The following is a 22,045-nucleotide window of genomic DNA, read 5'->3' as shown; positions in this document are numbered from 1 at the left end:
GTTCATGCCCAAGGTCGTTATCGCGGTGATCCCCGGTTGGGCTGCGGGCGGCGGGCACTCGCTGCATGTGGTGTGCGACCTGAGCATCGCCTCGGCCGAGCACGGCAAGTTCAAGCAGACGGATGCGGATGTCGGCTCGTTTGATGCCGGTTACGGAAGCGCTTACTTTGCCCGCCAGATCGGGCAGAAGAATGCCCGCGAGGTGTTCTTCTTGGCCCGCGAGTACAGCGCCCAACGCGCCTATGAGATGGGCGCCGTCAACGCGGTTGTGCCGCACGAACGGCTTGAGGCCGAAGCGTATGACTGGGCTCAGGAGATTCTGACCAAGTCACCAACGGCCATCCGCATGCTGAAGTTCGCATTCAACGCCGTCGACGACGGACTTGTCGGGCAGCAGGTATTCGCGGGGGAGGCCACGCGCCTGGCCTATGGCACCGACGAGGCCGTCGAGGGCCGCGACTCGTTCTTGGAGAAGCGCGAGCCCGACTGGTCGCCCTACCCCTGGCAGTTCTAGCCCGATGATTCGGCGGCTGCGGGCGGTCGACGGGGCGGATGCCGCCACCGTCCATCTCGCGCTGCGGGAGGCCCTGGCGGGGGGCGACGCGATCGTGCCGACTGCGGGCGCGGCTGGGCAGACTGCGGGCGCGGTCGGGCAGAAACCCGTCGCGCAGGACCTGCCTGACCGGGTCGACAAGAGGGTTGCGCTCGTTGTGCAGACGAGTGGATCGACGGGGCACTCCAAGGCGGTGGCGCTGAGCTCTGATGCGCTGCTGGCGGGCGCCGCGGCATCCGAATCCGCCCTCGGTGGCCCTGGCCAGTGGCTGCTTGCGTTGCCCGCCCACTACATCGCGGGCATCAACGTGCTTACCCGCTCGATCACGGCGGGCACCGACCCGGTGATCTATGACGCCCCGCGGTTCGACCCCGTGGAGTTTGCCCTGGCAGCTCAGCGGATGGACGCAGCTCTGCGGTTCACCTCCCTCGTGCCTACCCAGCTCGCCCGGTTGTTGGCCGCCGATCAGACCCTTGAGGCGCTGCGCCGCTTCGACCGCATTCTGGTGGGCGGGCAGGCGACCCCCCAGCCGCTGCTGGCGCGGGCCATCGAGGCGGGGCTAAACGTGACCCGCACCTACGGGTCGAGCGAGACGGCCGGAGGATGCGTCTACGACGGAATCCCGCTGGCCGGCGTGGGCATTGAGATCGTTGACGGCGAAGTTCAGCTGAGTGGGCCGGTTCTGGCCGGGGGTTATCTGGGCGGCCCGGAGCGCACCGAGTCCGCATTCGAACTGCGCGACGGCACTCGCTTCTACCGAACCGGCGACACGGGGGATATCGTCGACGGCGTGCTGCGCATCACGGGTCGGCTCGACGACGTGATCGTGACCGGCGGGCTCAAGGTTTCGCTGGGCGCGGTCGAGCGAATCGTGCGGTCAATCTCGGGGCAGACGGATGCCGTGGTCGTCCCGGTAAAACACGATCAGTGGGGCGAGGTTCCCGTCGTGGTGACAACCGTGCCGATTGAGTTGGCCGCCGTTCGCGCCGCAGTGGCCGCGGAGGAGCGGCCCGAGGCGCGCCCGCACCGCGTCATTGTGATCGCCGAGCTGCCCCTGTTGGCGTCGCGAAAGCCAGACCGTCGCGCGATTCGGGCTATCGCCGAGGGGTCAGCCCGGTCTTAGTGACCCAGCCGATGGCCTCGAACACGATTCCGGTCGACATTTTGGAGCGGCCGGATTCCCGCTCGATGAAGGTGATGGGAACCTCGTCGACGCGCAGACCTAGCCGCTCCAGGTCAGACGCCACTTCAATCTGAAAGACGTAGCCCGCGCCCTGCACATGCTGAAGATCGATGGCCTCAAGGGCTGAACGCTCAAAGGCGCGGAATCCCGAGGTGAGGTCGCGCAGGCGTGATCGCAGCATGAGCCGGGCATACGCCGTGCCGGCGCGGGAGATCAGTCTGCGGTGCCACGGCCAATTGATGACGGCGCCGCCGGGCATCCAGCGGGTGCCGATCGCCGCATCCGCTCCGTCGTCGAGGGCGGCGAGCAGGGCGGGGAGGTCGGCGGGGCGATGTGAGCCGTCGGCATCCATTTCGACGATGCGGTCGAATCCGTGCTCAATGGCCCAGGAGAAGCCGGCCAGGTAGGCGCGGCCGAGACCATCCTTGGCGCTGCGGTGCAGGGCCGCCACCTTGGCGTCTCGCGCGGCGGGGCCGTCGGCGAGCTGGCCGGTGCCATCGGGGCTGTTGTCGTCGACCACCAGCACATGGACGGAGGGAACGGCCTCCCGTACGCCGAGAACAAGCTGTTCGAGGCTGTCGATCTCGCAATAGGTGGGAACGATCACGATGGTGCGCGGCCCGGGCGTTGCCGAATCAGAAGGTGCCAAAGGAGATCATTTCGCTTCTATGGGTCTGTCGTGGCTAGGGAAAGCTGAGGAACCAGAGCAAGACGATCGCCACCGGTTGCAGCGCCGCTCCGATCGACAATACCGCCCAGCGTCGGCGCCGGGTCGACGTGAACAGGTCGCTCGCGAGAAGGGGGGCGAGCGGCATGAGCAACCGGAGGGTGCTCTGCTGGGGAAGGAACACAGCAAACAAATAGAGGCCATAACTTGCCGCATACGAGACGATCTCGCTGCCCAGCGCGAGGGTCGACTTTCGGGTGAGAAACAGCACTGAGAGGGCCACGACCGCGACAACCGCAACGATGCCGGCGACACCGGCCCACCGGGCGGCGAGCAGAAACCACGGGGTAAGCGGAACAAACTCTTGGCGACCCACGAGCGGCACCCACCACGCGAGCTCCGTTTCAAGGTAGGCGTTCTCGCTGCCGGTCGCGGCACTGGCGATGAAGGGCCATGCCAGACCAGCGGCCGAGATGAGGATGCCGCCGAGAACAATGGAGATGCGGTCGCGCCAGGGAAAGGGCTCGTCGCCAACCCAGCGCAGCACGAGGTGGATGCCGAGCGCCAGTGCGATGGCAAGCGCGCCAGGCCGGCTAAAGGCGGCGGCCATCGCCAGCACGGTGAGGAGCCAATAGTGGCGGCGAACGAGCGCGAGCAGACTGCCAAAGGTGAGGAGCAGAAACAGACTCTCGGCGTAGGCGACCTGGAGAAGAAAGCCGAGCGGGCCACAGCAGAAGAACGCCGTCGCCCAGAGGGCCGCCTGCTGTGACACCTTTGCCCGGGTGAGGAGGAACAGCACGACGGCAGCCCCCGCCCCGCACAGGGTGGCCACGAGCACCGCTGCCGGATAAAACTCCAGCCCCGTGATCGCGCGCACCCCCTTGGCTAACCAGGGAAACAGGGGGAGAAAGGCCCACTCATTGGGCATCACCATTCCCGTGCCGTCACGGGGCAGGGTGCTGGGATAGCCGGTTTCGGCGATCTGCCGATAGAACGAGGCATCCCACGAGCCAAGAAAGGCGAAGAACCCGCCCTCGGGGCGGCGGCTAGCGAACTCCCAATCGTTGGCCACCGCCAGCGAATACATGGTGGCAAGAAGCGTTGTGCTCAAAGCGCGCGACAGGGCATAAATGCCGAGCGCCAGCATCCATCCCGGCCTCGATGCGCGACGGACGCGCCAGGGTCGACGTTCGCCCACGGGCGCAGGCGACACCGACGAGGTTTCTGACATTTGCTCTTATAGTGGCAGAGCCTGCCGCCGTGCGTAATGCCGGGCTAGTGGTCGTCGTCGAGCCGGCCCCTGAGCCTGGTCTCCTCGACCTCGAGCAGTGCCTGGGCATTGCGCAGGATGCGAGAGGGGTAGCGCCCCGCGCTTCTGGCGTTCATGAGGGCATCGAACTCGCCCTGAACCACTGCGTTGCGCAGGGCCGCATACTGCTGATGCGGGGTTGCGCCGTCGCTGCGCGAGGCGCGCTCCTTGGCGGCATCGATGCGCAGAAGCGTGTCGGTGCGTACCCGGTTGATCACCCCCGGCACGATCTCCACGTCTGGGCCGACGATCGCGGCAGGGTCGTCGAGCACTTTGAGCCCCTCGTGGCTGATTTCTTCGAGCAGCTTGGCCAGCTTCCTCTCGTCGTCGGCAACATTGACACCCTCGATGCCGACCCAGCGGATCAGGAGGGGGAGCGTGCTGCCCTGCACGACGAGGGTGACGACGGCCACGGTGAAGGCGATCAGGATGAGCTGGGCGCGGTAAGGGGTCGATTCTGGCAGCGACTGGGCTGCGGCCAGGGTGACGACGCCACGCATTCCCGACCAGGAGAGCACGATGCCGCCGCGCCAGTCCAGACCGTCGGTGCGGGTGTGGTCGAGGTCGGCGCGCTGACGGGCATACATCTTCTCGACCCTCTGCCGACGGCGCTCCATGCGCGGGTCGGCCTCCGGGAGGTTTTTGCGCATGTGATCGAGCCCGAGCCTCATGCGCAGCAGCCGGTATTCGTCACGCTCCGCTTTGCGCTGCAGCAGATACACCATGGGATTCACCCAGGCGAAGCGGATGATCACCAGCATCGCCGTGACGAGCAAGCCCATGAGCACCGCCTGCCAAGCGGAAATCTCCTCGGGGTTGATGTCGGCGATCAGAGCGCGAATCTCCACCCCCATCAGAAGAAAGACGCCGTTCTCCAAAATGAACTGCACGCTTCGCCAGTTAGCGCGCTCTGCAACGCGAGATTGAACGTCGACAAAGCGTGGCGCATTGTGCCCGACGTAGAGACCGGCGACCACGACCGCCAGAACGCCGGATGCGTGCACCTCTTCGGCAGGAATGAAGGCCAGGAATGGCACAAGCAGTGCAACGGCGGTGTCGATGAGGGGGTCGTCGATGCGGGCGCGCACCCACACGGTGATGATTCCGACCGCCAGGCCTATTGCAATAGCCACAACCACGGCAAAACCGAAGTCGATAACCCCGTCGAGCACCGTGGCCACACCGCCCGCCGAGATCGCAACGGCCGACCGCAAGAGCACGAGGGCGGTGGCGTCGTTGACGAGACCCTCTCCTTCGAGCACCGTGACCAGCCGGGGCGGAAGACCCAGTTTCTTGCCGATCGCGATCGCCGCAACAGCATCCGGGGGGCTCACGACGGCGCCGAGAGCCACGGCCGCCGCGAAGTTGAGATCGGGCAGCAAGAAATACAGCACAGTGCCGATGCAGAAAGCGGAGACGACAACGAGCACGACCGACAGGCTCGTGATTGACGAGAGATTGCGCCGAAAATCGATGACGGGGACCTGCAACGCGGCCGCATAAAGGATGGGCGGCAGAACCGCCATGAGGATGATCTCCGGCGGGACCTCTATCTCGGGAACCCCGGGAATGTAGGAGATTGCCACTCCGACCAGCAGCAACACCACGGGCGCAGCGAGACCCAGCCGCTTGGCGACCAGCGAGAACGCAACGATGAGAGTGACCGCAATCACGATGACGAGGGGAAGTTCCATTGCGCACTCCGAATCTGTGCCATCAAGTTTATGTGCGCCGACGGCCTAGAATCCTGACGTGGCCAAAGGTAAGCAGCAGCGCATCGATCCGAGACGAGTGGCGAAAGCCGCCCGCAGCAGCAAGGTCGTCCCCCCGAAAGCCAAGGTGAAGAAGGCAACGGCGGGCGACTGGATCGCCGGGGCGCGCATCCGCACCCTCCCCGTGTCGATCGCCCCCGTGGCAATGGGCACGGCGGCGGCGATGCTTCTCACCGGTGAGAATCACTGGGTGCGGGCGCTTCTGTGCCTCGTGGTGGCCGTGAGCATTCAGATCGGCGCCAACTATGCGAACGACTACTCCGATGGAATCCGAGGCACCGACCAGCACCGGGTAGGTCCGTCGAGGCTCACGGGCTCGGGTGCGGCCAAGCCGAAGACCGTTCTCACCGTTGCACTTGTTTTCTTTGGCATTGCGGCGCTCGCCGGAGTCGCCGTCGTCGTTCTCAGCGGGCAGTGGTGGTTGCTGCTCGTGGGAGCTGCCTGCATCGCCGCGGCCTGGTTCTATGTCGGAGGCAAGCGGCCCTACGGGTATGCGGGGCTAGGTGAGCTCTTCGCCTTCATCTTCTTTGGGCCGGTCCCCGTGCTCGGAACCATGTATGTGCAGGTCGGCACTGTCACGATCGAGGCCGTCATTCTCGGTGTCGCCAACGGCCTATTCACGTGTGCCGTGCTCATTGCCAACAACATCCGCGACATTGAGCAGGATCGCCTCGCGGGCAAGCGCACCCTTTCGGTGAAGATCGGCATGACCGCCTCGCGCGTGCTCTATTGCCTCTTCATGCTGCTGCCGTTCGTGATCCTGGTGTTCTTTGCCCTGCTCTTTCCGCTGGCCGTGTACGTGTTCTTTGCGCTGTTGATCGCGATCCCCGCGTGCATCATCGTGGCAACCGGCAAGACACCCGGCGAGTTTTTGCTCGCGCTCAAGCTCGCGAGCGTAACCCTGCTGGTGTACGGGCTCGGGCTTTCTGCCGCGCTGGTGTTCTAGGCGCCCATGGCATCTGGCGCGGGCGTTGCGGCTTTAGGGGCGCAGCGCGGGTTCCGCGCTACGGATCGACAGCAGCGCGACGATCGCGCCGGTTCCGCAGGCTGAGACTATGAGGGCGAGCGGGAGGATGCTGAGCTCGCCGGCAATGCCAGCGAGCGGCGCCGTGATTCCACCGAAGAGGTACTGCGTGCTACCGAGCAGGGCCAGCGCGGTGCCTGCTGAGTGGCGTACATCGGTTATGACGAGCGCGGTTCCCGGGCCGAAGACGAGGCCCATTCCGATAGGCACAAGGGCGAGTGCAGGCAGCACCGCGAGGGGGGAGGTCACCCCCGTTGTCGCGATCACGAGCAGCGCGACGCCACCCATCGTGACAATGCTGAGGCCCACGAGGCAGAGTCGTGCGGCGCTCGTGCGGTGCGCGAGCCTGGTGGCGACGACGCCGGCGACGGTCATGCCAACGCCGTTGGCAGCGAATACGACGGTGTAACCGGTGGGGCTGAATCCGAGCAGCGACTGCACAATGAATGGCGACGACGAGATGTAAGCAAAAGTTGCCCCGACGCCGAGGCACACCATGAGGCTGCCGAGCACAAAGCTTCTGGTGCGCACTACGCCCCCAAAGCTCCGCAGAACATCCCGGGGTGCGGCACTCGCCCGGCGGTCGAGGGTGAGGCTCTCTGGCACAAAGAAACAGACAGCAGCGAGGGCGACGGCGCACAGCACGGTGACGGTCCAGAAGATGACGGGCCAGGCGCTCCACTCGAGCATGACGGCGCCGATGACGGGGCCAATGATGGGCCCGACGCCGCCGACGAGCCCGAGAATGCTGAACACGCGGGTCGTCTCGGCGCCCGTCGTGAGGTCGGAGACGACCGCCCGCCCGATGACAACACCGGCCGATGCTCCGATGCCCGCGAGCAGACGGAAAAGCAGCATGAGCTCGATGGTGGGGGCGATTGCCGAGAGAACGCTCGCAAGCAGAGACACGGCCGTGCCGATGATGAGTAGCCGTCGGCGCCCCATTGTGTCGGAGAGAGTGCCAAGAACCAGCTGACCGAGTGCCATGCCGATGACGTAGGCGGTGAGGGTGGCCTGGATCCACGCGGGGGTCGTCATGTAGTCGTTCGCCATCTTGGGCATGGCGGCGAGGTAAATGTCGGTGCCAAGGGTGCTGATCGCGGTGAGGGTGCCGAGGGTGATGAGCAGGAGAAGAGGGAGGCGCTCGGCTGTGGTGGTGGCGGCCCGTGAAGTGGTCATCTGCCGATTATTCCGTCGACGGACTAAGTGACGGAAGGGCATCCCGGTCCATATTCATACCGATCAGAGAGCGTTGATATGAGTACTCCCGAATTAAGTCCGTTAACGGATTATCCGTTGACAGACTAGTTTGATCCCGATACTCTTCGAGAAAGACCGCACACGGACTAACTACGCGGCGCCGGATTTGGCACGAACCTCTCCCACGAGCAATGGAGCCCTCTCATGACTGACAAGAACGACAACGCCGACTACTTTGAGCGCCTCAAGGCTGCCCACGTCGCCGCTCTCTGGACCATCCCCGGCACGCTCGCGGAGGAGCCGACGCTGGACGAGGTTCCCCACGTGTGGAAGGCCAAGGAGATCTTTCCGCTCCTTCACGAGGCCGTCGACGTCGTAGACCTCGGCGAAGATGCCGATCGCCGCGCGCTTAACGCCTCGAACCCCAAGCGCGTCTTCGGCACGAGCCACAACCTCGTCGCCGGGTACCAGCTCGTTCTGCCGGGGGAGACCGCTCCCGCTCACCGCCACACCCCCAGCGCCATCCGCCTGCTCCTCGAAGGATCGGGCCACACGACGGTTGATGGCGAGCCCGTGCTCATGGAGCCCGGCGACCTCGTGCTCACCCCGCCGATGACGTGGCATGACCACCGCCACGAGGGTGACACCCCCATGATCTGGCTTGACGGGCTCGATGTGCCGTTCGTGCGCGGCCAGCACGCCCAGTTCGCCGAGGAATACCCGAACGAGGCCCTGCAGGAGCTCACCGAGGCTGAGGATGTGAGCGTCGCCCGATACGGCGCCGGCATGATTCCCGCCGAGCGCACGTGGACCAAGAACCATTCCCCGCTCAACAAGTACCCCTACAAGACCTCCAAGGAATCGCTTCTGCGCTTTCACGAGTCCGAGGGTCGCCCCTCGACTGGATCGTCGATGGAATACGTCAACCCGATCACCGGCGGTCCGGTCATCCCCACCATCACCTGCTTTCTCTCGGTGCAGGAGTCCGGAACCAAGAGCCGCGCCTACCGCCACACGCCCAGCAAGGTCTTCTGCGTTCTCGAAGGCAGCGGCTACAGCATCATCAACGGCGAGCGTTACGACTGGGAGAAGCACGACTTCTTCGTCGTGCCGTCGTGGCACTGGTACGAGCACCACGCCAACGAGGGTGACGACGCGATTCTCTTCTCCATGAGCGACCGCCCCATCTACGAGCCCTTCGGCCTGTTGCGCGAGCAGACTGCCGACGCTGTGCCCGCCGCAAAGAACTAGGAAACACCATGACTGATACCAACGAGATCATCGTTGTCGGCTGCGGCATCGGCGGTGCCTCAGCGGCGCTCGCCCTCGGCCGCGCCGGCTTCACCGTGCGACTACTTGAGCGCGCCCCCGTCATCGCCGAGGTCGGCGCCGGCCTGCAGGTGGGCCCCAACGCCATGCGCATCCTGCGCGACCTTGGCGTCAATGACTACCTGACCCAGTCGGCTGTGCTGCCCGACCGGGCCGTGATGCGCGACATCCGCACGGGCGAAGAGGTTGTGTCGTTCGACTTCGGAGCTGGCTTCCGCGAGGCCTACGAAATGCCCTACGCGGTTATGCACCGTGGCGACCTGCTCAATGGCCTGATGAAGGCCGCCGAGGCGACTGGTCGCGTCACCATCGTTCCGGGCAAAGAGATTGTCGACATCACCGAGAACGGCGACACCGTCACCGTCTCCGCCGCCGACGGAACGAGCTATACGACCAAGGCTCTCATCGGCGCCGACGGCATCCGCTCGCGTGTTCGCAAGCACGTCATCGGCGACGCCACCCCCGTTGCATCGAAGTACGTGATCTACCGGGGCACCATCCCGCGCACTGACGACATCGAGAACGCGGTCACCCTGCAGGCCGGAGCCAACCACCACGTCATGCACTACCCGATTCGCGGCGGCAGCGAAGTCAACGTCGTTGTTTCGTTCAAGAGCGAGCGGGATGTTGTGGGCGGCGACGGCTGGGGAACAGTCGAGGAGCTTCGCGAAGCCTTCGCCGACGTGAACCCGCAGGTCGCCCGCCTGCTTGAGCAGATCGATACCAGCAACCGTTGGGTTCAGTTCGACCGCGCTCCGGAGGCTGGATGGACCAAGGGCCGCATCGTGCTCACGGGTGATGCTGCTCACCCCACCCACCAGTACCTCGCCCAGGGTGCTGGCCAGGCAATGGAAGACGCCGTGGGGCTCGCCCGCGTGCTCACCGAGTTTGGTGACGACGTTGCCGGCGCCTTCGTGGAGTTCGAGAAGCGCCGCTTCGACCGCACGAGTGCCGTGCAGCGCGGATCGCGCTTTTGGGGTGAGCTCAGCCATGTCGGCGGGGCAGAGGCCGACCAGCGCGACGCGCTCCTCGGCACGATCGAGCCAGAAGACCGCCGCTTTATCGACTGGATCTACACGACCCGCGACGACGTGCCGCTGCCGGTGATCCCGCCCCATCGCGACTCGTATGAGCCGCTCGAATCGGAGAGGGTTCTCTCATGAGGCTCGGACTTTTTAACGGCGGCCGACTCGGTGCCGTGCACGAGGGCCAGGTCTACGACGTGTCGTCGCTCGTGGCCGAGCCCGGCCCGGCCGGGCGACTCGACGCCGCAATTCGTGCGGGAATCACGTCGATTCCTCGCGAACTGCTGACGGCATCCGCTGACTCCGTCTCCGTCGACGATGTGCAGTGGGAGGCCCCTCTGCCGCGACCCGGCAAGATCATCGGCGCCCCGGCGAACTACTACGACCACATCGACGAGATGCCCGACTCGGCCACGATTCTCGAGTGGGGGTTCTTTCTCAAGGCCGCCACCTCGGTGATCGGCCCGAACGGCACGGTGGAGATTCCCTACACGGATGTTCCGACCCACCACGAGGGCGAACTCGCCGTTGTGATCGGCAAGGGTGGCCGTGACATCTCGCTCGACGACGCGTGGGACCACGTCTACGGTTACACGTGCGTGCTCGACATCACGATCCGCTCAAGCGAGGACCGTTCGACCCGCAAGTCGTTCGACACGTTCACGCCGCTCGGCCCGGTCGTCGTGACAGCCGATGATGTTGCGGATGCCGCGAACCTCGACCTTCGCCTGACGGTGAACGGCGAGGAGCGTCAGTCGAGCAACACGTCGAAGCTCATCTACGGAATCCCTGAGCTCATCGCGTATGCGAGCTCGGTGACGACCCTTGAGCCCGGCGACGTGATCGCGACGGGAACCCCATCCGGTGTCAGCGAGATCTTCGACGGCGACGTCGTGACCGTTGTGATCGATGGCATTGGCGAACTAACGGTCGACGTAACCAACCGCCGTGCCATCCCGCACGCCGACCGGCCCGGACCGAAGACGGCGCTGCGCCGCTCCTAGGTACCGCGCCCCCGCGCACGATCAAGCGTTGAGGGGTCCGATATTCGCCATCCCGGAGCCCCGGGAAGGCGACTATCGGACCCCTCACCTGTTCGCTCGCGACTGTTTGCTCGCGCTGGCACGGGCCAGGTCGGCTATACCTCGACCGGGTGGTGGCAGGCCACGAAATGGTCGGGGGCAAGCTCTCGATATTCGGGGGTCGTATCGATGCAGATGCCCGTTGCCGCAGGGCACCGGGCGGCGAAGGGGCAACCGCCCTGTGCCGACGCGGATGCGGCAGCGGGGGCGACGGTTGGGCTAGACGCCGTGGGACTCACGGTGGTCGCGGGCTCACGCGCGACGCCCGGTCGTGGCACGGACGATAGAAGCAGGTTCGTGTAGTGGTGTCGTGGAGCCGCATACAGGGCGGTCGACGGGGCTACCTCGCACAGCTGGCCAAGGTAGAGAACCGCGACCCTGTCACTGATGTTGCTCACCACAGCGAGGTCATGCGAGATGAAGATCATCGAGAGGCTGTAGTCGGCCTTCATCTTCTCGAGGATATTGAGCACGGCAGCCTGCACTGAGACATCGAGAGCGGAGACGGGCTCGTCGCAGATGAGTAGCTCGGGCTCCTGCACGACCGCCCGAGCGATAGCAATGCGCTGACACTGACCACCCGAAAGCTCGTGCGGGCGCCGGGATGCCATCTGGGCATCCACGCCCACCTCGGCGAGGATCTCGGCGGCCCGCGCGCGAGGGTTCGGATGCTTCGCCAGGCGAAGCGGCTCAGCCACGATGTCGAGCGCGGTGCGGCGGGGGTTCAGCGACGAGATCGGGTCTTGAAAAATCATCTGCAAACGGCGCCGGAACAGGCGAAGCTTGCGGCCCCGCAGCCGGGTGATGTCGACCCCGTCGACGACGACACTCCCGCCCGTTGGCGGTGGCAACTGCGCAATCGACTTGCCGATCGATGACTTGCCCGAGCCGGATTCGCCGACCAGGCCGAGGGTTTCGCCCTTGCGCACGACGAGGTTGACACCGTCGACCGCCCGGAGGGTTGTGCGGCGGGTCTTGTAGTCAACCGTGATGCCCCGGGCATCGAGTGCGGCATGTGTGGTGACGCCGGGACCGGCGGGGGCGAGAGTTGTCGTGTCGTTCACTGGGCTACCGCCTCTGGGTGGGGAACTGTGGCTTGTTCCGCAGTCGTGGTGAGTGGGTGCACACACACGACACGGCGGCCTGGGGCCGGAATTGCGACCGGGACGGGGGGGAGGCACTCGTCGGTGGCGCGGGGACAGCGGGCCTGGAAGGCGCACCCAACGGGGAGCATCCGCAGGTCGGGGACCCGGCCCGGAATCGTCTTGAGCATCGTGTGCGGAGGGTCTTCTAGACGGGGCCGCGCCTCTTCGAGGAGCGATGTGTATGGATGACTCGGCCCGTGAAAGATCGAGCTTCCAGCGCCGCTCTCGACGATGCGGCCCGCATACATGACGGAGACGTCGTCGCAGCGCTCCGCAATGAGGCTGAGGTCGTGCGAGACGAGCAATATCGAGAGGCCACGCTCGACGCGGAGGCGGTCTAGGAGATCCATGATCTGAGCCTGTACCGTGACGTCGAGCGCCGTCGTCGGCTCATCCGCGATGAGCAACTTGGGGTTGCGCGAGAGGGCGATCGCGATCATGACCCGCTGGCGCTGACCACCCGAGAGTTCGTGGGGATATGACTTGAGCACTCGATCGGCCTGACGGATGCCCACCTGGTCGAGCAGCTCGGCCGAGTGACGGTCGGCGTCGCGGCGGGCCTTGCCGTCGAGCTTCACGAGAGGCATCGCCATCTGCTTGCCGATGCGCATCACAGGGTTGAGCGCCGTCATGGGGTCTTGGAACACCATCGCGATCTCTTTGCCGCGGATCTCCTTGCGCATGGTGTCTTCGCTGAGATCGGTCAGTTCGCGGCCGTCGTAGCGGATCGAGCCCGATCGGGTGGCTATGCTGCCCGTCGGCAGAAGCCCGAGCACGGCGCGGGACGTGACCGACTTGCCCGATCCGCTCTCGCCGACGAGCCCGTGCGCTCGGCCGGCGCCGATCGTTATATCAACGCCATTGACGACCTCGGCGATGCCCCGCGGTGTGCGGAACGCAAGACGAAGGTCTTTGATCTCAAGGATGGGGTTCTCGCTCACAGCACGGCCTCCCGGATGTCGAATCGCTTGGTTATGAACTCGGCGATGAAGTTGATGGAGAGGAGCGTGATGCACATGACGGCGGCGGGAACGAGCACGATGTGCGGGCTTGTCTGCAGAGCCCCGCGGCCTTCGCCCATCATTGACCCCCAGCTCGACTCAGGTGCCGGGATGCCGAGACCCAAAAAGCTCAGGCCTCCTTCCGTCGCGATGGCGACCGCGACGAGGGTCATCGAGTAGGCGACAACCGAGACCACGACGTTGGGCAGCACCTCGCGAAAGAGAATGCGCGCTTCGTGCATTCCCATTCCGCGGGCGGCGATAACGAACTCTCGGTTGGCAAATGTCCCCGTGGCTGACCGTGTGACCCGGGCAACCATGGGCATCAGAATCGCGCCGATTCCGAGGATCAGAGTCGACAAGCCAGGCCCGAGGAATACCGTGAGGGCGATCACCGCGACGATGCCGGGGAAGGCGAGCAGGATGTCGATGACGATGCTGAGTGCGCGGTCGGTCGCGCGCCCAAAGTAGCCAGCGGCAAGCCCGAGGAGCCCACCGACGACCGTTGCCGCTGCAACAGCGCCGACACCGACGAGCAGGCTCACCCGTGCGCCGAAGATGGCCCGAGACAGGATGTCTCGCCCGATCGTGTCGGTGCCGAGCAGGTGATCGAGAGACTGGAACGGGGCGAGCGCGATCGCGGCGTAGTCGCTCGTCGAGGGATCTGGCAGGGGAAGGATCGGAGCGAAGATCGCGGCAGCGGTGAGCGCGGCGAGCCAGACAAAGGAGACGATCACAGGCACGCCGAGCGGGCGTCGTTGTGCCGAGGCGGGGCGTGCGGGAGCTGGCAGTTTCTGAACGGTGGAGGTCACTGTGCAACTCGCACTCTTGGGTCGATAGAAGCTTGGATGATGTCGACCAGAAAGTTGACGGCGACGTAGACGACGGCGAACACGAGCACGAGACCCTGCACGAGGATGTAATCGCGTGTCGTGACGGCTGAGAGCAAGAGTGTGCCGAGCCCGGGGAGGCCCGAGATCGCTTCGACGACGACAGTGCCGCCCATAAGCACGCCGAAGTTGACTCCAACTACCGTGACGAGGGTCGGCAATGATGGCCGCAGCGCGTAGCGGTAGAGCAGGGTGTTTCGCGAGAGGCCGATCGCGCGCCCGACCAGAATGAATTCCTGCTGCAGCGTTTGGATCATGCTGCTGCGCAGAACCCTGATGTATACGGGGATCAGCATGAAGCTCATCGCGACCGCGGGGATGATGAGCGACCGGATGCTCGGCCACAGCCCCTCAGAGATCGAGGTGTACCCGATCGCCGGCAGCACCCCGAGGCCAACCGAGAAAATCAGGATGAGCACGAGGGCGACGACAAAGTTGGGGATCGCCTGCGCTGCGAAAGACACTGTCGCGACGCCGCGGTCTATTGCCGAATCGCGTCGGGGGGAGACGAAGAGCGCAACGGGGACGGCAACCAGAAGGGTTATGACCTGGATCATCACGATCAGCTGGAAGGTAACGGGTGCAGCGGTTCCGATGGCCGCGGCCACTGACTGGCCAGTGAAGTAAGAGGTGCCGAGGTCTGCGCTCAGGGCGCTCATCACCCAGAGCATGTACCGCTCAATGAGGGGCTTGTCGAGACCGAGGTCGCGGCGAATTGCCTCGACGTTCTGCGGCGAGCTGTCGCCGGCGCTGGCCGCGAGGATCGCGGCGGGGTCGGTCGGGAGGAGGCTCGTCAGCAAGAAGACGATGATGCTCACGCCAAAGAGCACGGTAATCAAGTGGAGAAAACGCGAAGTCAGTTGGGGCATGTTGGGCCGAATCTTGGTAGGGGTATCCGGGACGCGGTGATCACGCGCGCGGTACACGAAGGTGCAGTGGTTGCGCCGGAGATTCCGGTCGCAACCACCGCACATGTCTGTGTTACTTCTTTACCCAGACGTACTTTGCTTCGAAGTGGTCGACGGATGCTGGGTTCGACGATCCGTCAGGGAACCCGAGAACATCCGATCCGACTGCGCGGTACACGCCGCTCGAGAGGAAGGGAACGATCGGAACCCACTCAGCCGCGAGCTGCTGAATCTCGGAGATCGTGTTCGTGCGCTCCTCTTCGCTCTTCGTGTCGCGGCTTGCAGCGAGGAGCGCGTCCATCTCTGCGTAACCGCCGCGGCCGAAGTTGACACCGGCGTTCGTCACGAGGGTCTGCCCTGCGCGGCGCAGAGTCTCGGGGGCGATTCCGCCCTCGACGACGACGGCCTTCGACTCGCCCGTGAGGGCTGCCACAACGAGGGTTGACGGGGTGACCACTGACGACGTCATCTCGATGCCGACATCCTTGAACATCTGCTGCATCAGAGCAACTGCCTGGGTGACGGCGTCGTTTTGGGGCGTGAGCACCTCGAACGTTGGCGCGCTACCCGTCTCGTCCGTGTAGTCGGCGATGAGCTTCTTGGCGGCCGCAACATCCTTCGTCGGCCACTCCGTCTCCTCGGCGAAGGGGTGGTTCGGGGTGAAGAACCCGTTCGGGGCGTCAGAGAGACCGCTGTTGACGACCTTGTTGATGGCGTCGAGGTCCAGAGCCATGTTCATGGCCTGCCGAACGCGGATGTCGTCGAACGGAGCCATCGTTGTGTTGGGAACGAGGCGCCAGTTGCTGTACCACTGCTGCTCGAGAACTGTGAGGCCAGCGGACTCAGCCTTCGCGGCGTCGACAGGGGTCTGGAACGTCGAAATGTCGAGGTCGCCCGACTGCAGGGCCGCGAGACGTGACGACTGCTCTGGCACAACGCTGATCGTCATCGCGTCGAGGTGGGGGAGGCCTTCGACCCAATACTCAGGGTTGCGCACGAACTTGGCGTCGCCGTTCGGGGTGAACGACTCAACCAGGAAGGGGCCCGCGCCCACGGGCGCTAGACCGAAGTTCTCCCCTGCGGCGGCGACAGCGGTCGGTGACGGGATCATCGAGAGCGATCCATCGGTGAAGCTCAGGGGGAACTGGCTGTTGGCCGACGTGAGTGTGAATACGACGGTCGAAGCATCGGGGGTCGCCATCGAAGCGATGGTGCGAGCATCCGCCGCTTGAAGCGACGTCGAGCCCTCGCGGGCCACGTTCGTGATGTGCGCGACGACTGCGGCGGAGTCGAGCGGGGTTCCGTCGCTAAAGTTCACGCCATTACGGAGCTGGAGGGTCCATGTGGTGTTGTCGTCGGAGGAAATCGATTCGGCGAGGTCGGGGACGATGAGGCCCTTCGCATCAACCTTGAAGAGCAGGTCAAAAACCTGTGACATCAGGAGCAGGCCAGCGCCGCCGGTGTTGCCGGCCGGATCCATCGCCGCGAGGGGCATCGTTGCGCCGACGCGAAGCTCGCCGCCCGAGGTTGGCTTACCAATCTTGAGTTCCTGGCCGTTGTAGAAGCCCGTGACGATCGAGTCATCGGTCGACTTCTCCGGCGTTGTACCAGACCCCGAAGAGCAGGCGGCGAGGGTGATTGCCGCAAATGCGGCAATCGCCGCGATCGCGGGTCGACGGAATGAAATAGAACTCATGGTGCCTCCTTGCACTGAGTAATGTGACGATCTGCGCGCGCCACAAATCACGGCCACCGAGGGGGGCCGAGACAATGACGGAGCGCGCCTCGCCTCGCCCAGCGACGGATGCGCCGGGCGGTTGCCGTGTACCCGGCCAATGTAGGTGCCAGCGCCTGTGGCCGACAAGGTTCGGGTCAGACCGAAGATGTGGGGAATCATCTGCCCCTCCATATGAATGGGGTTTCGGCTTCGTCTTCTTGCGGCGACTCCGCTGCCGCCAGTGCGCATGACAGTGGACCCGGGGGCTAAGCCGGCCCGGGCCCACTGAGTATTGCGCCGAGTGTTAGCTCTGCGGCATGAGGATGGGCGCGAGGACCGAGCGCGCCATCATGTCGTCCATTGCCCGCGAAATGTCGCTGAGCGGGTAGTGCGCGTCGATCATGCCAGCGACGTCGAGCTGACCGCGCTCGATCATGCCGACCAGCCACGGGATGTCGCGCCGCTGGCTGATGCCGCCGCCCTGGCAGGCGTGGATGGTCTTGCCCTGCACCGCGAACGGGAGGGCGGTGAAGGTGACCTTGGCGGTCATCATCTGGTCGGTGACGCTGCACAGCACGATGTGTCCGCCCGAGCGGCACATGTCCCACGCCTGCTCGATGGCGCGAGCATCCGCTGCCGCTTCGAAGACGAAGTCGCCGCCGGCGCCGGCGAGCATTCCGCCCTTGTTGCCCGTGATCGCCTGAACGGCGGCGACCGGGTCGCCCGCGGTCGGGTCGACCACGTGGGTAGCGCCGAACTTGAGCGCAAGTTCGCGGCGATGGGGCAGGGGGTCGACGGCGACGATTGTGCCGGCGCCGACCATCTTGGCGGCCTGGATGTAGGAGATGCCTACGGAACCCGCGCCGAGCACGACGACGTCGGCACCGGGGGTGATGGGGGCGATGCGAAGCGCCGCGCCAACGCCGGTCGCAATCGGCAGCGCCACCATCGCGAGCTGATCGAACGGCAAATCGGTGACGACCTTAGTGGCCTGGATATCGGGCACGATCATGTGCTCGGCGAAGGCTCCGACGTAGGCGTTGCCGGCCATTTCTACGCCGTTGGCGTCTTTGTAGGTGTTGGGGCCCATCCACGCCATCTCTGCGCAGAACTCGGGCTTGTTGTTGATGCAGAAGTGGCACTCGCCACACTCGGGTGTGCTCGTGACGACGACCTTGTCGCCGACCGCGAGACGCTCAACCTTGGGGCCGATCTCGATAACAACGCCTGTGCCGCAGTGGCCGAGGATCTGCGGCACCGGCTGGCCGACCGTTTCGGGGTCGTTAGTGAGGGGGAAGTAGTCGGAGACCGAGACGTTCGACGCTTCGACGCGCACGACGACCTCGTGATCGCGCAGGGGAAGTGGCGTTACTTCCTGGATCTCGATGTTCGGTTTGCCGAGTTCGACCCAGACAGCTGCTTTCACGATAAATCCTCCTTGATTCGGGGTAGGTGGCCTCCCCTATAGCGTTTCGAGATCGAGGCCACACAAATACAGTACATATCCGTATTGATTATCAAGTGTGTCAAGTCACGCTCGCCGCTTCAAGCGTTGTTCCCATATAAATCAGCGGAATCATCCTCTGAACTCGGGCTTCCTATTCCTGCAACTGTCGTCTAGCATTTCGATACGCAGTCGATTACTAATTCGACTCCACACGCCAAGGCCGCCGCAGAAAATGCCCCGGTCGACATGTAAAGGAGCATGACCATGAGCATCGCAACCGAGGTGTACACACCCGGCACGAACCTCACTGCCCAGGACCTCATCGCCGCAGCCCGCGACATGCGGGAGCGTCTTCGCGACCAGCAGGAGGCAGCAGAAGAGCTCGGCGGTTACACGCAGGAGATCCACGAAGAGATGCTCTCCAAGGGCCTCTACCACCTGCTCACCCCCAAGGCCTTCGGAGGCCTCGAAATGAGCGTTGGCACCTTCGCCGAGGTCGTCATGGAGATCGCCCAGGGAGACCCGGGCAGCGGCTGGTGCTACAGCCTCGGCCACGGCCACGCCCTCTCGACGGCCGCGTGGTGGCCCGCCGATGTGCAGGAAGAGATCTACACGACTCCCCGCGGATACTTCCGCGCTTCGCAGTCGATGCCCCCGTCGGGAACCGCCAAGAAGGTCGACGGCGGCTACATCATCAACGCTCGCTCGCCCTACCAATCGGGCAGCCCCTACTCGACCCACGCGACCGTTCACGTGATGCTCGAAGGCGGCGACGAGAAGAACCCGACCTTCGTTCACGCGATCGTTCCCGAGGCTCAGTACAGCAGGGTCGATGACTGGGGTGGAGACGCCATCCTCGGTATGCGCTCGAGCGGTTCCAACAGCGTTCTCGTTGAGAACCAGTTCATTCCCGAGAAGTACGTTGTCTCGGGCGACTGGCTGCAGCTTCCCGAGATCTCCACCTCGCCCGGAGCAGAGCTCCACCAGAACTCGCTGTACCTCGGCGTGCCGCAGACCTTCCTCATGACGGAACTCGCCGCCGTCATGGTCGGAACCGCCTACGCCGCGATCGACGAGTACAAGGAGATCATTACCTCCCGCACGACGATCCTTCCCCCGCGCATGCTCCGCTCGCAGGACCCGCAGCACCAGCGCGACATCGGCACCGCGATCATGATGGCCGACTCGGCCAAGACCATCGTGCTCGCGGTCAACCAGCGTGCAGCAGCCTGGAGCGAAGAGGCCTTCCGCGGCGGACAGCCCTTCACCCGCGCGATGGACATCAAGAACTTCGGCGAGCTTATTCAGGCGGCAGACCTCGCCAGCGAGGCCGTTGAACTCCTGTACCGTTCTGCAGGCGCCAGCGCCGCAAAGAAGGGCCAGCGCATGCAGCGCTACATGCGTGACGCGCAGATGTACCGCACGCACAACGTCGCACAGTATGCCCAGATCGCGCAGCGCATCGGAGCCGTCAACGTCGGCGAAGCCAAGTCGATCTACTAGGGAGAACCACAATGCCTGACCTCACTGGAAAAACCGCCGTCGTTACCGGCGGCGCCCGCGGCATCGGCCGCGCCTACGCAGAACGCCTTGCAGCAGACGGAGCCAAGGTCGCCATCATCGACCTGGGCGACGCATCTGAAACCGTCGCCGCAATCGAGGCGGCGGGCGGAACCGCGCTCGCCGTTCGCGCCGACATCTCATCACCCGACGAGGTCGCCCGCGCGGCCGCCGAAGTCGAGGGTGCCTATGGTGCCGTGCAGATCCTCATCAACAACGCAGGCATCCACCCGGACCCGCCCGTGCCGTTCCTTGAGATGACCTTCGAGCAGTGGCGCCGCATGCAGTCGATCAACATCGACTCGATGTTCCTTGTCACGCGGGCGTTCGCGCCCAAGATGGCACAGACCGGATGGGGCCGCATCGTCAACCTCAGCTCGGCATCCGTCTGGGTCGCTGTTCCCAACGGATCGCACTACGGGGCATCGAAGGCGGCCGTCGTTGGTCTCACCCGCGGGCTTGCGACCGAGCTTGGCGACTACGGTATTACCGTCAACGCGATTGCACCGAGCATGGTGCGCACCGACGGGCTTCTCAACTTCGCCACCGAGGACCAGTTCGACGGCGTGGCCCAGACGCAGTCGGTCAAGAAGAAGATGCTGCCGGAGCACCTCGTGGGAGCCATGGCATTCCTCGTTTCTGAAGAAGCGGAACTCATGACGGCCCAGGTGCTCCACGTCGACGGGGGATCGGTCCGTGTCGGCTGAGATGACGCTTGAGACGGAGGCTGCGCTCACCAGCACGGTTCTCCGTAGCGTCTTCTCGTGCTTTCCCAGTGGGGTGGTGTCGCTCTGCGCTCTCACGCGCGATGAGAGCGGCACCCCCGCCCCGCATGGGATGGTCGCCAGCTCGTTCACCTCGGTCTCGATCGACCCGCCGCTCGTCTCCGTCTACATCGCGGAGGGCTCATCCACCTGGGCGCAGTTGCGACAGGTTGAGCGCATCGGCGTGAGCGTGCTCGGCGCAGCCCACTCGGTGCTCGGCCGGCAGATGTCGGTGCGCGGAGTCGACCGGTTCGCCGGAATCGACTGGCGCACTCGGCCCAACGGCGCGATCTATCTCGACGGGGCCGCCGCGACATTCGAGTGCAGCGTCGAAATGGAACTCGAAGTCGGCGACCACACCCTCGCGGTGCTGCGCATCCACGATGTCGACACCGACATGAGCGTGGAGCCGCTCGTGTTCCACCAAAGCAAATTCAAGCAGCTCGCTGGGCGCTGACGCCCCGAGCACTACGAAAGGACACCCGATGGTTATTGCCGTCACCGGTGCGAGCGGGCAGCTCGGCCACCTCATTATCGACAAACTCATCGAGCGCGGTGCCGCGGCATCCGACATCGTGGGCATCGCCCGTACCGTGGAGAAGGCGGCCGACCTCGCCGCCCGCGGTGTTGAGATCCGCCAGGCCGACTACTCCGACGCAGGGTCGCTGCCGGCAGCCCTCGCGGGTGTCGACCGCCTCGTGCTCGTCTCGGGCAGCGAGATCGGCCAGCGCGCGGCGCAGCACCACAACATCATCGAGGCCGCCAAGGCCGCCGGTGTTGAGTTCATCGCCTACACGAGCCTGCTCAACGCAGACTCTTCGACGCTCGGCCTTGCCGAAGAGCACCGCGCGACCGAGGCTGAGCTGGCCACCGCTGGGATCCCCTTTGCCGTGCTGCGCAACGGCTGGTATACGGAGAACTACACGGCAGGGCTTGAGTCAGCCCTCGCCAGCGGCTCGCTGATCGGCGCCGCGGGAGAAGGGCGTATCGCTACCGCGACGCGCGCTGATTACGCGGAAGCGGCTGCCGCTATCGTGCTGTCGGCATCGGCCGAATCCGGCGCCATTCTCGAGCTCGGCGGTGACGAGCCGCACACGCTCGCAGAACTGGCGCGGGTCGTCTCCGAGGTGAGCGGTACATCCGTAGCCTACGAGAACCTCACTCCTGAGGCCCTGCGCGACGCCCAGATGGCGGCCGGAGTGCCCGAGGGTTGGGCGGAGTTCGCCGCGGCCACCGATCGCGGCATCGCCGGGGGAGACCTCGACACGGACTCGCGCGCTCTCTCGAACATCATTGGCCGCCCGACGACGTCGCTCGCCGACGCCGTGAGCGCGGCACTCGGCAAGTAGCACTCGCGCACCTCGCAGCCCCCGTCCTCACAGAGGGCGCGGGCTTCTTGCGTGCGCGGGCTTGTGCGTGCGCGGGCTTGTGCGTGCGCGGGCTTGTGTGTGCGGCGGGCTCGCGCGTCC

Annotated in this window: 20 protein-coding genes; 10 read left to right on the top strand and 10 right to left on the bottom strand. The window is 65.1% G+C overall.

Going from position 1 to position 22,045, the window contains the following annotated elements; genetic code table 11:
• Nucleotides 1-514: enoyl-CoA hydratase-related protein (locus AC062T_RS11335; protein WP_476030108.1), on the top strand; the 514-nt coding region annotated here is incomplete at its 5' end.
• 4 nt (nt 515-518) lie between these two features.
• A complete protein-coding gene (locus AC062T_RS11330; RefSeq protein ID WP_476030106.1) occupies nt 519-1,676 on the top strand; it encodes an AMP-binding protein in 1,158 nt (385 codons plus the stop codon).
• On the opposite strand, the gene AC062T_RS11325 is transcribed toward AC062T_RS11330, so the two are convergent.
• From AC062T_RS11325 to AC062T_RS11315, 3 genes are read right to left on the bottom strand one after another with little or no spacing between them, the layout of a single operon-like run.
• Nucleotides 1,648-2,385 (bottom strand): polyprenol monophosphomannose synthase, encoded by a 738-nt coding sequence (locus AC062T_RS11325; protein ID WP_476030104.1) that lies wholly within the window; start codon nt 2,383-2,385, stop codon nt 1,648-1,650. The two genes, AC062T_RS11330 and AC062T_RS11325, sit on opposite strands and share 29 nt — an antisense overlap.
• A gap of 34 nt (nt 2,386-2,419) precedes the next feature.
• Nucleotides 2,420-3,634, bottom strand: a complete 1,215-nt coding sequence (locus AC062T_RS11320; protein ID WP_476030102.1) for a hypothetical protein — start codon at nt 3,632-3,634, stop codon at nt 2,420-2,422.
• Between the two features lie 44 nt (nt 3,635-3,678).
• Nucleotides 3,679-5,406: a cation:proton antiporter gene (locus tag AC062T_RS11315; RefSeq protein ID WP_476030100.1), complete on the bottom strand. Its 1,728-nt coding sequence runs from the start codon at nt 5,404-5,406 to the stop codon at nt 3,679-3,681.
• A 58-nt stretch (nt 5,407-5,464) separates the two neighbouring features.
• Here AC062T_RS11315 and AC062T_RS11310 point away from each other — a divergent pair, with 58 nt between their 5' ends.
• Entirely contained in the window at nt 5,465-6,430 is a 966-nt protein-coding gene (locus tag AC062T_RS11310) for a 1,4-dihydroxy-2-naphthoate polyprenyltransferase (RefSeq protein ID WP_108997815.1), read from the top strand.
• A gap of 33 nt (nt 6,431-6,463) precedes the next feature.
• On the opposite strand, the gene AC062T_RS11305 is transcribed toward AC062T_RS11310, so the two are convergent.
• On the bottom strand, nt 6,464-7,687 hold the full coding sequence (locus tag AC062T_RS11305; RefSeq protein ID WP_476030098.1) for a multidrug effflux MFS transporter: 1,224 nt from the start codon (nt 7,685-7,687) through the stop codon (nt 6,464-6,466).
• A 225-nt stretch (nt 7,688-7,912) separates the two neighbouring features.
• Here AC062T_RS11305 and AC062T_RS11300 point away from each other — a divergent pair, with 225 nt between their 5' ends.
• The 3 genes from AC062T_RS11300 to AC062T_RS11290 are packed head-to-tail and all read left to right on the top strand — an operon-like array spanning nt 7,913 to nt 11,066.
• Entirely contained in the window at nt 7,913-8,959 is a 1,047-nt protein-coding gene (locus tag AC062T_RS11300) for a cupin domain-containing protein (protein WP_476030096.1), read from the top strand.
• A gap of 8 nt (nt 8,960-8,967) precedes the next feature.
• Nucleotides 8,968-10,200: an FAD-dependent monooxygenase gene (locus AC062T_RS11295; RefSeq protein ID WP_476030094.1), complete on the top strand. Its 1,233-nt coding sequence runs from the start codon at nt 8,968-8,970 to the stop codon at nt 10,198-10,200.
• Nucleotides 10,197-11,066: a fumarylacetoacetate hydrolase family protein gene (locus AC062T_RS11290; RefSeq protein WP_476030092.1), complete on the top strand. Its 870-nt coding sequence runs from the start codon at nt 10,197-10,199 to the stop codon at nt 11,064-11,066. Before AC062T_RS11295 ends, AC062T_RS11290 begins: the two co-directional genes overlap by 4 nt.
• 134 nt (nt 11,067-11,200) lie before the next feature.
• Here AC062T_RS11290 and AC062T_RS11285 read toward each other — a convergent pair whose 3' ends face one another.
• The 6 genes from AC062T_RS11285 to AC062T_RS11260 all read right to left on the bottom strand — a co-directional run bounded on the left by AC062T_RS11285 (nt 11,201) and on the right by AC062T_RS11260 (nt 18,231).
• Entirely contained in the window at nt 11,201-12,208 is a 1,008-nt protein-coding gene (locus tag AC062T_RS11285) for an oligopeptide/dipeptide ABC transporter ATP-binding protein (RefSeq protein WP_476030090.1), read from the bottom strand.
• Nucleotides 12,205-13,230 (bottom strand): ABC transporter ATP-binding protein, encoded by a 1,026-nt coding sequence (locus tag AC062T_RS11280; RefSeq protein WP_476030088.1) that lies wholly within the window; start codon nt 13,228-13,230, stop codon nt 12,205-12,207. The genes AC062T_RS11285 and AC062T_RS11280 overlap by 4 nt, the downstream gene beginning before the upstream one ends.
• Entirely contained in the window at nt 13,227-14,102 is an 876-nt protein-coding gene (locus AC062T_RS11275; protein WP_476030086.1) for an ABC transporter permease, read from the bottom strand. Before AC062T_RS11275 ends, AC062T_RS11280 begins: the two co-directional genes overlap by 4 nt.
• Nucleotides 14,099-15,049: an ABC transporter permease gene (locus tag AC062T_RS11270; RefSeq protein WP_476030084.1), complete on the bottom strand. Its 951-nt coding sequence runs from the start codon at nt 15,047-15,049 to the stop codon at nt 14,099-14,101. The genes AC062T_RS11275 and AC062T_RS11270 overlap by 4 nt, the downstream gene beginning before the upstream one ends.
• A gap of 112 nt (nt 15,050-15,161) precedes the next feature.
• Nucleotides 15,162-16,784 carry an ABC transporter substrate-binding protein gene (locus tag AC062T_RS11265; protein WP_476030082.1) on the bottom strand — a complete coding sequence of 541 codons (1,623 nt, stop codon included), beginning with the start codon at nt 16,782-16,784 and terminating at the stop codon, nt 15,162-15,164.
• A 325-nt stretch (nt 16,785-17,109) separates the two neighbouring features.
• Entirely contained in the window at nt 17,110-18,231 is a 1,122-nt protein-coding gene (locus AC062T_RS11260) for a zinc-binding dehydrogenase (RefSeq protein WP_476030081.1), read from the bottom strand.
• Between the two features lie 285 nt (nt 18,232-18,516).
• On the opposite strand from AC062T_RS11260, the gene AC062T_RS11255 reads away from it, so the two are divergent.
• The 4 genes from AC062T_RS11255 to AC062T_RS11240 are packed head-to-tail and all read left to right on the top strand — an operon-like array spanning nt 18,517 to nt 21,925.
• Nucleotides 18,517-19,755: an acyl-CoA dehydrogenase family protein gene (locus tag AC062T_RS11255; RefSeq protein WP_476030079.1), complete on the top strand. Its 1,239-nt coding sequence runs from the start codon at nt 18,517-18,519 to the stop codon at nt 19,753-19,755.
• A gap of 11 nt (nt 19,756-19,766) precedes the next feature.
• Nucleotides 19,767-20,519, top strand: a complete 753-nt coding sequence (locus tag AC062T_RS11250; protein ID WP_476030077.1) for an SDR family NAD(P)-dependent oxidoreductase — start codon at nt 19,767-19,769, stop codon at nt 20,517-20,519.
• Nucleotides 20,509-21,033 (top strand): flavin reductase family protein, encoded by a 525-nt coding sequence (locus tag AC062T_RS11245; protein WP_233245528.1) that lies wholly within the window; start codon nt 20,509-20,511, stop codon nt 21,031-21,033. The genes AC062T_RS11250 and AC062T_RS11245 overlap by 11 nt, the downstream gene beginning before the upstream one ends.
• Before the next feature lie 28 nt (nt 21,034-21,061).
• A complete protein-coding gene (locus AC062T_RS11240; protein WP_476030075.1) occupies nt 21,062-21,925 on the top strand; it encodes an SDR family oxidoreductase in 864 nt (287 codons plus the stop codon).
• The last annotated feature ends 120 nt before the right edge of the window (nt 21,926-22,045 follow it).

The organism is Homoserinimonas sp. (assembly GCF_056262345.1).
Note: the sequence above shows the minus strand (reverse complement) of the source record. Positions and strands in the feature narration are given on the sequence as shown.

Coding starts and splice junctions, on each gene's coding strand:
- AC062T_RS11330 (WP_476030106.1), top strand. CDS start 519: ATGATTCGGCGGCTGCGGGCGGTCGACGGGGCGGATGCCGCCACCGTC.
- AC062T_RS11320 (WP_476030102.1), bottom strand. CDS start 3,634: ATGTCAGAAACCTCGTCGGTGTCGCCTGCGCCCGTGGGCGAACGTCGA.
- AC062T_RS11315 (WP_476030100.1), bottom strand. CDS start 5,406: ATGGAACTTCCCCTCGTCATCGTGATTGCGGTCACTCTCATCGTTGCG.
- AC062T_RS11305 (WP_476030098.1), bottom strand. CDS start 7,687: ATGACCACTTCACGGGCCGCCACCACCACAGCCGAGCGCCTCCCTCTT.
- AC062T_RS11300 (WP_476030096.1), top strand. CDS start 7,913: ATGACTGACAAGAACGACAACGCCGACTACTTTGAGCGCCTCAAGGCT.
- AC062T_RS11295 (WP_476030094.1), top strand. CDS start 8,968: ATGACTGATACCAACGAGATCATCGTTGTCGGCTGCGGCATCGGCGGT.
- AC062T_RS11290 (WP_476030092.1), top strand. CDS start 10,197: ATGAGGCTCGGACTTTTTAACGGCGGCCGACTCGGTGCCGTGCACGAG.
- AC062T_RS11270 (WP_476030084.1), bottom strand. CDS start 15,049: ATGCCCCAACTGACTTCGCGTTTTCTCCACTTGATTACCGTGCTCTTT.
- AC062T_RS11265 (WP_476030082.1), bottom strand. CDS start 16,784: ATGAGTTCTATTTCATTCCGTCGACCCGCGATCGCGGCGATTGCCGCA.
- AC062T_RS11255 (WP_476030079.1), top strand. CDS start 18,517: ATGAGCATCGCAACCGAGGTGTACACACCCGGCACGAACCTCACTGCC.
- AC062T_RS11250 (WP_476030077.1), top strand. CDS start 19,767: ATGCCTGACCTCACTGGAAAAACCGCCGTCGTTACCGGCGGCGCCCGC.
- AC062T_RS11240 (WP_476030075.1), top strand. CDS start 21,062: ATGGTTATTGCCGTCACCGGTGCGAGCGGGCAGCTCGGCCACCTCATT.